The 9,715-nt window shown below is 42.1% G+C and carries 12 protein-coding genes; 5 read left to right on the forward strand and 7 right to left on the reverse strand.

Annotation, left to right across the window (positions count from 1 at the left end):
• Positions 1–228: 228 nt before the first annotated feature.
• Together FMM05_RS20280 and FMM05_RS20285 are read right to left on the reverse strand one after the other, a co-directional pair.
• Positions 229–828, reverse strand: a complete 600-nt coding sequence (locus FMM05_RS20280) for an RNA polymerase sigma factor (protein WP_143375254.1) — start codon at positions 826–828, stop codon at positions 229–231.
• Between the two features lie 116 nt (positions 829–944).
• A complete protein-coding gene (locus FMM05_RS20285; RefSeq protein WP_143375255.1) occupies positions 945–1,325 on the reverse strand; it encodes a hypothetical protein in 381 nt (126 codons plus the stop codon).
• 149 nt (positions 1,326–1,474) lie between these two features.
• Between FMM05_RS20285 and FMM05_RS20290 the strand changes: the two genes are divergently transcribed.
• A complete protein-coding gene (locus FMM05_RS20290) occupies positions 1,475–2,326 on the forward strand; it encodes a LytTR family transcriptional regulator DNA-binding domain-containing protein (RefSeq protein WP_143375256.1) in 852 nt (283 codons plus the stop codon).
• Here FMM05_RS20290 and FMM05_RS20295 read toward each other — a convergent pair.
• The 4 genes from FMM05_RS20295 to FMM05_RS20310 are packed head-to-tail and all read right to left on the reverse strand — an operon-like array spanning position 2,304 to position 5,133.
• Positions 2,304–2,939, reverse strand: a complete 636-nt coding sequence (locus FMM05_RS20295; protein ID WP_143375257.1) for a hypothetical protein — start codon at positions 2,937–2,939, stop codon at positions 2,304–2,306. The genes FMM05_RS20290 and FMM05_RS20295 overlap by 23 nt on opposite strands.
• Positions 2,940–2,950: 11 nt before the next feature.
• A complete protein-coding gene (locus FMM05_RS20300) occupies positions 2,951–3,766 on the reverse strand; it encodes a hypothetical protein (protein ID WP_143375258.1) in 816 nt (271 codons plus the stop codon).
• Positions 3,767–3,824: 58 nt separating this feature from the next.
• A complete protein-coding gene (locus FMM05_RS20305) occupies positions 3,825–4,226 on the reverse strand; it encodes a hypothetical protein (RefSeq protein WP_143375259.1) in 402 nt (133 codons plus the stop codon).
• 1 nt (position 4,227) lies between these two features.
• A complete protein-coding gene (locus FMM05_RS20310; RefSeq protein WP_143375260.1) occupies positions 4,228–5,133 on the reverse strand; it encodes a hypothetical protein in 906 nt (301 codons plus the stop codon).
• Positions 5,134–5,721: 588 nt separating this feature from the next.
• Here FMM05_RS20310 and FMM05_RS20315 point away from each other — a divergent pair.
• The 3 genes from FMM05_RS20315 (at position 5,722) to FMM05_RS20325 (ending at position 8,081) form a co-directional block, all read left to right on the forward strand.
• Positions 5,722–6,978, forward strand: a complete 1,257-nt coding sequence (locus FMM05_RS20315) for a hypothetical protein (RefSeq protein ID WP_143375261.1) — start codon at positions 5,722–5,724, stop codon at positions 6,976–6,978.
• A gap of 8 nt (positions 6,979–6,986) precedes the next feature.
• The gene (locus FMM05_RS20320; RefSeq protein WP_143375262.1) at positions 6,987–7,319 is read left to right on the forward strand and encodes a hypothetical protein; all 333 of its coding nucleotides are present in this window, start codon (positions 6,987–6,989) and stop codon (positions 7,317–7,319) included.
• Between the two features lie 240 nt (positions 7,320–7,559).
• On the forward strand, positions 7,560–8,081 hold the full coding sequence (locus FMM05_RS20325; RefSeq protein ID WP_143375263.1) for a hypothetical protein: 522 nt from the start codon (positions 7,560–7,562) through the stop codon (positions 8,079–8,081).
• 443 nt (positions 8,082–8,524) lie between these two features.
• Here the strand turns inward: FMM05_RS20325 and FMM05_RS20330 are convergent, their stop codons facing one another.
• Positions 8,525–8,836, reverse strand: coding sequence for a hypothetical protein (locus FMM05_RS20330; protein ID WP_143375264.1), 312 nt, complete (start codon positions 8,834–8,836; stop codon positions 8,525–8,527).
• Between the two features lie 344 nt (positions 8,837–9,180).
• Here FMM05_RS20330 and FMM05_RS20335 point away from each other — a divergent pair, with 344 nt between their 5' ends.
• Positions 9,181–9,651, forward strand: a complete 471-nt coding sequence (locus tag FMM05_RS20335) for a hypothetical protein (protein ID WP_143375265.1) — start codon at positions 9,181–9,183, stop codon at positions 9,649–9,651.
• Positions 9,652–9,715: the final 64 nt, after the last annotated feature.

Raw genomic sequence — 9,715 nt, forward strand, 5'->3', positions numbered from 1 at the left:
TGTATATATTGTACTTCATTTGGATAGACATACCTTTCCATCAGCACATTTTTAATTTTGTTTTTGGGGAGAAATTTTGCCTGCCTTAGGGCAGGCTTTTTTTATATGGTATACTCCTGATTTAGTCAAGCCAGTTATTTAAATTTTTACAATTACAATATTACTGATAAGTATTTATGGGAGATTTACATATCCGTAGAGTAAAAGCTTCTTCGAGGGGCTTTTATCTTATAGACTCTCACAAATAACTGATGCGATGAATGTAACAGCTATACCCGAACGCCTGGAGAAGTATTCTTTTAGGAACAGGTTGGCGCGGTGCATATGGTTGTTGATGGTACCTGGTGTGATGTTTAGTATCCGTCCCGCTTCCTCATAGCTTTTGTCTTCGAGCTTGCATAAGGTAAACACCTTTTGCTGTTGTGGTGGTAATAAGCTGAGCGCTTTGTTTAACTCTTCAAGGTTCTCTTTCCTGAAAATATGTTTCTCAATATGGTCGTATGAAGTTATGGTTGCAGCGATCAGATGTTCCTGCAACTTTTTATCCCGGCTAACCTTGCGGAAAAGATCATAAGCCATATTCTGGGCAACTTTATAAAGAAAGGCATTGAGGGGTTGTGTGGTATCGATCCTTGTACGCTGTTCCCATACTTTAAGGAAAAGGTTTTGCAGGAGTTCTTCGGCAAGTTCCCGGGACTTAAGTAGCCGCAGTGCATTGGCGATCATCTTCGCTTTATAGAGGTGGTAGATTTCCTCGAAGGCCGCATGGTCACCATCCCTTAATCTTACGATCAGGTCCAGTTCATCATGCAGGGGTACCAATTTCATCCGGTCAATAAGTCAATAGTATTAAGCGATTGTTAAATATAGTAAATAAAAAAAATAAAGAGGCATAAACGATAGTGTTATGCCTCTTTATCTTGGTTTTTCAATGGATGCGAGGGCTACTCATAGGTTATAGTCAACAACAGCTCCCCAACAACCTCATTTACTGCCCCGGCACTGTAGGTACCCCTAAGGCATTTTTGAAACCTGAAGAACTTACTTCCTTCGCCGCCATCACCGCCATCTTCAGCATCAAGCTTAACGGTGTGCCGCTTTCGCAGGCTATCTGAAGTTACAATAGCTAATTCGTTAAGAAACGTGCCGTTAAGGGCATTTACGTAGGTGCCTTGCGCACTTGTTAGATTAAAGTTGTCGTCAACCCAATCCTTGAAGTTGGAAAGGACTAAATCTGCCTGGGCATTTAATTGTGTCTGGTTCAGGGCGTAAAGTTCTGCGACTTTTGCAGCTACGCCATCGGGAGTGAAAGGTGCTTTTGCCATAAGTGTAAATGTTGATGTAAAACAATAATACTTAAATAGCCATACGGAGTCAAGCGACACTTTATTAATTGACAGTTTAATTATAATTGCTTTTAATGATAGTGTTAAATTCGTGCGTATCGATTTAACGAAGCGAAAAGTGTAGTGATTTGGAAATAAAATATAAAGACGGATATTTCAGGTTGGTTCTTGGAGCAATGGCAGCCCATATCATTGTCATGTACAATATCGATAAAGGCTTTTTTGAGGCGCTTTTTACTATTTCCTATTTGAGGGGCTTTATTGGAAGCTGGATCATTGCAATGCTACTCATACAATATGTGTACTACGTGACTGTCCGCCTTGACAGAAAATATGATTGGCATAACAATACACTACTTCGCCTTCTATGGCAATTGCTTGTAGCATTTGGGGCTCCCTCAATACTGGCCTTCCTTTTAGCTGCCTTTTTCTTTTGGGTGTTTGACCGAAATATTTTCCAGACAAGCTATCTCAGCCAGGATTACACTTTGGTTGTACTGATGATATTGGTGATCAATATTTATTATTTTGGCCTGCACTCATTCCTTTTACACCGGCTGGTAACCCGGAATGTTAACCGTGCTACAGAAAGCCCCTCCCGTGAAATACTTATCGTCGATACGCCCACGCGTTCTATCCCGGTTAAGATTGACACGGCAGCCTATTTTTTCATTTTGGGCGGCGCTGTATTCATGCGAACTTTCGAGATGTCATCCCTTAGCCAAAGCTACCAGATCGGCATCCCGCTAAAGAACCTTGAAGAATTACTGAATAAGAGAATGTTCTTCCGCATCAACCGCAGGATGATCGTAAATTTTAATACGTGTGACTCGTACAAACAGGGTAAAAACAAAACCCTTGAGCTTGTCTTATCCCCTGTACTATACGAAGCCGGTGCTAAAGTGCCATCGGAACATGAGCGGCTGTCCATCGTGAGTGAGGACAGGGTAGCTGCCTTTAGGTTGTGGATGGACCGCTAAGCGGAAGTATCATTAAGGAGGCACGCCACTGGATTTTTGGATTTTTCTTTCGCTCGACGGCGTAAAAGGGCCTGGTGCCTATCACGACAATTTCAGCACACAATACAGTATCAGGCTTTGCCCTTGTGTAAGCAGTAAAAAACGTTTCTTCTCCTGATGACAGGGTATAATGTTTTTGCGGAATGCCGCCCCACCAATCATCCTTTTCAGGTGTAACGCCCGGTAGATAGGTACGTTTTTTAAAATTAACGGGATGGATAACAGGCTCCACTACCACCGGTATATTTTCTGGCTGTGTAACTTCGCTGATCCTTACCTGTATATCTTCCAGCCACAAACTGTCGGTGGTTCCTTTTGACAAGGTTATTTTAATGGTTAAGTGGTCTTCAGTTCCATCTTTTACAGGCAGTCGCTGTGCTTCAGCTTTAATGGTGAGGTTGATTATAAGCCAGCCAACAAAGAGCTTGTACATGAAAAAATTAAAGACGACGACTGCCGCTGCATACTTGATCGCCCTTTCATACCAGGAAGGGCCATAAAACCCTGCAATAAGAGCCAGTATAATACTAATTGCCGCAATTAAGATCAACGTGAGTTCAATGTTCTTTTTCATAGTAGCTATTATTAAATCTGCGGATCGGATTTGGCGCTCATAGCTTTCTTAAATAATTTGAAACCGGTAACTAAATAGTGCTCTCCATCTGGCCAAAGTGTTTGCCCTTTGACCAACCATGAGAACCCGAAAGCTTCAACGGCCAGTGTTTCAAATGCATAAACTATCGGAAATGGACGCAGGTCTAATTCAATGAAATTCTTAAGGATAAAGTATATCCCTAAAATAACAAGAGAGGCTATAATCGTCCAGCCGCAAATTTTAAAGATGCGGTTACGCCGGGCTTTCTGTGTGGGTTTCCCCACAGCCTTTATAGCCGGTTCGCCGGGCGCGCCCTTGGTAAAATAGACAAGTGACATTATAGCGAGGCTAAAAAGGAACGTGGCAGCAAAGGCAAAGTGCCATCCTGTCCCGGCCAGTGTCTTAAATACACCGCCAAATTTGGTATGAACAGTAAAGTCACAGGCATCGCAGCCCATTTTCGTGGGTACGAATGCCACACCCATCCCACAAATACCGGCAATAAAAGTAAGTAACCATTCTTTAAAGCTATAGCCGTAGTAAGTGATCAGGAAAGCCCCGATGATGCAAAGCATCACTACCAGAATATCACCCCGGTCTGTAAAGTAATAATCGCTGATAGAGGGCTCAAAGCCCCTGTATTCAGATGACCTTGAAGGAAGCACGGCAAGTACGATCGGCAGCAGCATACCCCCGAATCCTATCAGGTTACGAAGGGTAAGGTAGGATAACACCAGCTCGTTACCTGCCTCTTTCTCCTTATCGGTCTTTACCGCCGGGTCATTAATGTGAAGGTTAGGTTCCATTTGATAAAACTATTATAGGTTAATGATGATGATTCTCGGAAGTAGTTCTAACTGCAAACTATCCTTCTTCTTCAGCCGGTGACAAAAGACTTATAATATCTGATACATTCTGCGGTATAGCAGTGTAATTACCTGCGAAAATTGAACCGGCAAGTACGACCAGCTTTGCGGTTATGTTGATGACGGTCTGGACGGTTTTGATCGTTTTGATGGCCTTATTTATAGTATCCGTGGCATCTTCCAGTTTTTTAAGTGAATCCTTGCCACTCTTCGCAATTTCAATAGCGGTAAGTTCATACAATGTTTTTCCGGCAATTAACAGATCCCTTGACTCATTACTAAGCGCCTGGACTTCTTCAAAACTAAGTTGTTGTATTTCGTCTTTTATACGTTTGTTGATGGCAAAAGCAGCCGCGCTAACGGTGTCTGCTAAACTTTTTAATTGGTATTGATCAGCCATTTTAATTCGATTTTGTGGTTAGTAATTTGATATTTTTATAGAATTGGTACACCTCGGCGGCATGCTTGTTAATGATGTCCTTAACATCCTGCGCCGTTAGTTTCCGGTCCTTAAGCAATGCTGCCGTTTTGGTATGTTCATCCTTTATGGCACTTAGGGCTTTGACCAGTTGCTCCATCTGTATCTTATACTTATCCAGTTTGATCTTTTCATCATTATAGCTACTGGTCAGTTCTGCTTTTTTAGATATATCTACTTTGGGGTTCTTTAAGATCACCTGGTATTTTACATCCACCAGCCCGTTGTCATTTTTAATGGCGGGCAGGACAGCCTTATTGATAATATCAATCAAGGTCTGAATACTTTTGGAAACGTCCGTGTCATAATCGATCATTACGTTACGGATCTTCTTCTCCCTATAGGCTCCCATCAATTTATTGGTAAAAACCGTGGCAATTTTAGTTGCCGCGTCGATCTTGTCATCACTGGTAATGCCGAGCTTGGCTTTTAATGTTGCATCAGCTTTAAGGTTAGCACCCACATCATCAAAATTATAGTTTACAAGATCCTTATCTGAAAGCTTCGCCAGTGCTTCAAAGTATGATGCGATACTTGTTGTATAGAAGGTGATGGCCTTGTCTGCCTCATTTGCCGTTGCGGGTTCATTTGGGACGGTTAACGGAGTAGGTAGGCTCAGGCTGTTGGTGGTCATATCCCCATTTAAGGCAAAGGCATTCTGCCCAAGAGAATAATCGTAGTAACTACTGGTAAAGGTATATCCTATATCATCATAGGCTTTGATCGTTTTTACAGCAGTAGTGGAGAAGCTGCTTACATGTTCCAGATTAGCGCACCCTTGCAGGATCAGGGAGGCCACCAGAAAAATGGATAAGGTTATGTTTTTCATGATATATAAGGTTATTAGTTTAAAAAGCTTTGCATAATAACCAGATTAGAACAATCTGAAAATGCACCGGATTCATCAAGATTAAAGGACGAAAAGCTCTCCGGCGCAAAAGACCAGTATATGAACTACGTGTTCTAGTAAGGTAGGATAAATATAGGATTATTAAAGTTAATCTTCTAATTAACAAATAGTTATTTTTAAAAAATACCCATTAATGGGTATTTTCTCTTTTTAAGCTTCACGGGTTTATTACATCAACCGAATTACGAAAAGTTGCCGACTGGCAGTTACTCCCATCTAATTATTTGGTGCTTTTTGTATGATCTAAGGTACAGCGCCCGTATCTATAAGTGGACAGGTAAAATAATGCCCTGATTGAATGATACCTGCAAGGATTTTAATTAGCCGACAACACCAAAATGGATGCTGGGTTCCTCCGTAAAATGGCTGAATTCCCCCTGACAAGAATTGAATCCCCTGAACTCCCAACGATAAAAACCGCGTTTTCAACGACTTTAAGGCGGTTTATGCTTTTGTTATTTTCAGTGGGCTTAATATTTCTTATGGAAATTTTAAAATGCACTATTTATGGAAACTACCAACACATCACCTGCTATGGTTTTATCCGATATACGCCAATATCCCTTAGAAGCCCTTGACCTGATGATCGCAGTAACATTGAACCCGGCAAAATCAAATATTGCTGCTATTACCACCGAGCAGGCCGAAGCCCTTTGCAACGAACTGGATAAAGAAAAGAACAGGCTCCAGCTACTTATTAAAACCCAGGTCTTCAGCATGGCTAAACGTAACGAAGTCGAGCTGCTGGTCAAACGGTACCACGGGGAACTGGATAGCCTTTTGGACCAGAGCCTGCAACACCGAAAAAGCATCCCACCCAAAAATGCACACGTTCGGAGCATCTATAACACACTTACTGATTGCCTTGACAGCCTGCTCTTGTTTATTGAAAACAGGTTTGCAAACTATCTCGGGATGGACGAGCGGGTACCGGCGACCTATTTATCAACTGCAATTAAAGATGTCCGCAAGGCCTTATATGTACTAAAAGGGAAAATCAATGTGCGGCCCGTGCTGCAACCCGTTGCCGGTGTGGTACTCAGGAGCCTGGATAATTTCAGCGCCCAGCCCAAGAGGCTGTATGAGCCAACATTTAGGAAGGTCATTTACCACAGGGAGCTTGTAAGGGAATTGCTTAAACTCAATTGGGATGCAAATACCGATGCCCTGGCGCATGAACTTTGCGAACTACTGATCTGCATGAACTTTAACAGTAAGGCATTTATCAAGTTCCTTATTGAAACAATGGAGCGAAAAGTGAGCGAATGTGAAAATACCGTCGATAAGATAGATACATTGCTCTTTTGGCATAAGGCCTTTAACCAGCTACATCCCAAACCTGGCCTGAAATACAACCCCAATTACCATGACCTGGAAACCGTAATAAGCAACTGGTTCATACAGGAAATCAGGTATTTTGAGAAAAAACTTCAATGGTCTTCCGTAACTTTACAGGAACCTGAAGAAGATAAGAAGGCACCAAAGGACCGAAAGAAAGTATTGCAGAAAGTACTGGTTCAACTTTCTTCCGACCAGGCTGGCCTGATCTTCCGGGCAGCGGATGAACTTCGGATCATCGTAGCACGCTCACTAAGTGAGGTGTTCAGGTCTATTGCACCACACCTCTCCACGCCCTATAGTGAAACAGTGTCCTATGAGGGCATGCGGGTACAGTCGTATGTTGCGGAAGAGCGGGATAAAAAAATAGCTATTGAAACGCTGGAACGTATTATTGAAAGGATTAAGGAGTTTAACGTTAAATAAGACCAACTATGAAAACACTATCATTTATTTTACTATTCGCCACTATACTGCTTACCGGCTGTGATTCAAAAGAATTGTCCAAAGATGAAGCTTTGCAGCTTTTAAAGAAAGAGCTGGGCTATCCCAGAACCGTAGACCGCTCCATCTTTTGCCGGGATCAGGGTCATGCCAGGAAGGTGTTCGCTGCCGGACTTGAAAAAAGCGGGATGGTAACTATTAACGAGAACCTTACCGTACGGGATGTGATAGCAAAGAAGCCAATTATGAATTCACGGACAAGGCAAAACCTTACCTGTTACCGACACCTGAAGAAGACCGGAAAGACAAAATCCAGCGTGTAAAACTCGCTGACGAGGAGATTGTAAAGGTAACTTCCGTTGTTTCATACAGTGCCACCAAGACCGCAACTGTCAACTACACCACGCATTACACAAACCTGACGCCTTTTGCCGTCCTATCAACCAGGAAGCTTGACGCGCCTGCAAAAGAGAAATCAGCAACATTTGCCCTTTCTGATAAGAATGGCTGGATTTTGCAAAAGCGTACTGAGTAAAAATTGTAAAACTTTTAAAGATAACGCCATGAAAAACTTATCACTCCTTTTGCTATTGGCCATGAACCTGATCGCTTGTGCGTCCGATGAATTAACCAGGCGAGAGGCATTACATTTACTTAAAGAGCACTATCCAAAGAAAATCGAAGATACTATCTACTTGGAGAATAAATATGAAGGAGGGAGGCTGATGGATTTGGGATTTGAAAAGCAAGGCCTCATCTATCTTGACAGTATGCACAAGCCAGGCCGGAGGGGATATATCAGGTTTACTGAGAAAGCAGAGCCTTACCTGCTACAAAGCCCGGATGATTACATGGTCTATGGTATCATGCGTGTTGTCATCTTCGACCAGATCGTCAAGGAAATTACATCCATCTCACAGAATAGTGATCGGAATGCCGCGACGGTCTACTATACGACAAGGTATCAAAATCCGACCCCATTCACTCAGCTAAGGGATAGGGACTACAGTAAGGAGGAGCGCCACAATGCTGAATTTACCTATGAAGATAACCAATGGGTGCTGCGGGACATTAATAAATCGTAATACTTTACATACTTAACCAGGGTGTTAATAAAAGGGAGCTTTAAATGGGCTGAGAAAGCTTCAGAATGAATAAATTTACGATTGTTCTGCGCAGAGCATAATTTAACTTAATATATCAAATTATGATTAGAACACACCTTAAGCTGAATCTGGACGCGCAGCGTTTATCAGTATCTTATGATGTAATTCCCGTTGCCATGCATTTTTGCCTACTGTTGGGTATTTTGTGTTATGCAGCAGGGAAGAGAAAAAATTAGCCTGTACTTGTTATTGCCTCCTTACTGCCGTAGGGAGGTTTTTTTTGCAGGATCTAATCAAATGATGGCATAAAGACTATTAAGCAGGAATGCTATCCACAATTCCGAATTTTACTCAGGTTTGCAATGGATATATTAACCTATGTGTTTACCCCTAACCTGTAGTTTATCACCCAGAAAAGTAACTCATGTCCCTTTATGGGTAATAATAGGGTAATCAGGATAGGCATAAGAAGAAACCTCGCAGAATAAAATCCCTTTATGTGAAAGCTTTGCAAGGGGGTTTAAGTCAGACCCTTTCAATTCAATATAATTGTCCCATTCCATCTGTTTAGCTACCAGGAATAAATCATTATAGCCTTTTGTAAAGATCTTTGCGCTCAGAAGCACTCTTGTTAGGGAATAGAATTCATCCATGTGAAACTCATATAATTCCTTTAGTATCAGGTCTGCTATCATGGCACGCTCCATCTCCCAATCATTTACTATTAATGACAAAAGTAGCTAAATAGAGCTTTGGCAATTTAAAAATGGGGCATGAATTACCAAAGGCAAGGTTTTATTTTGGCATCTACATATTGAAACGGGGTACATTGTAAGGCACTTGCCTTACAATTATATCGTACAAAAGGGCGGACTAGTTTTTAGTCTGCCCTTTTGTATTTTAAAAACCAGCTTAAACCCCCTGATTTCACTCGGGTTACAAGGGTTACAAAAAGGTTACAACAAAAAGTTGTAATTGCCCCGCTTTCTCTTACGCCCTTACTTTGCTCTCAGAAATCAGTTAAACAACCCGCTCTTAATGAATGGGTTGATTGTGAAACGATAAAAAATGAGCGCATATGTTTACCAACATTTCTTGGGCAGAGTACCTAGGTGGTGCAGCCATAGTATCAGGGATTTATTACTGCTTTGTCGGGATCAGGTATTATACCGGTGACCTTAAAAACCTGCTCTCAGGCAAAGTCAAAAAACAGGTTCAACCAGTATTGCCTGCGGGCCATGCAATAACCACTGAACAAGAAAGAACCACGACCAGCCAATCGTATGAAAAGGCCGATGACGACGATGAATTTGCAGAGGTAGAGCACCTGATCGGCAGGCTTAATACTATTATCGCCGATGCCTCTAAAAGAAATGCTGATAAGCAGGAATTTAAAAAGTACCTGCACCTGGTACTGGCAGAATACCCCAATGTAAAAAAATCACCCTTACGCTCTTCGGTCAATGAACTGATCGTATCGGAGTGTGAAAAATATGGCGCTGTTACCCTTACAGAAAATGAGGTGGACCTATTGTGGGACGCAGATTAACAGCCCTATAGCGGAGTGCGCTTCCCTGTCCAGCCCGGTGCGAAAGGCGAAGGTGACAAGGATA

This window comes from Flavobacterium zepuense, from assembly GCF_007097145.1.
Taxonomy (GTDB): Bacteria; Bacteroidota; Bacteroidia; order Flavobacteriales; family Flavobacteriaceae; genus Flavobacterium; species Flavobacterium zepuense.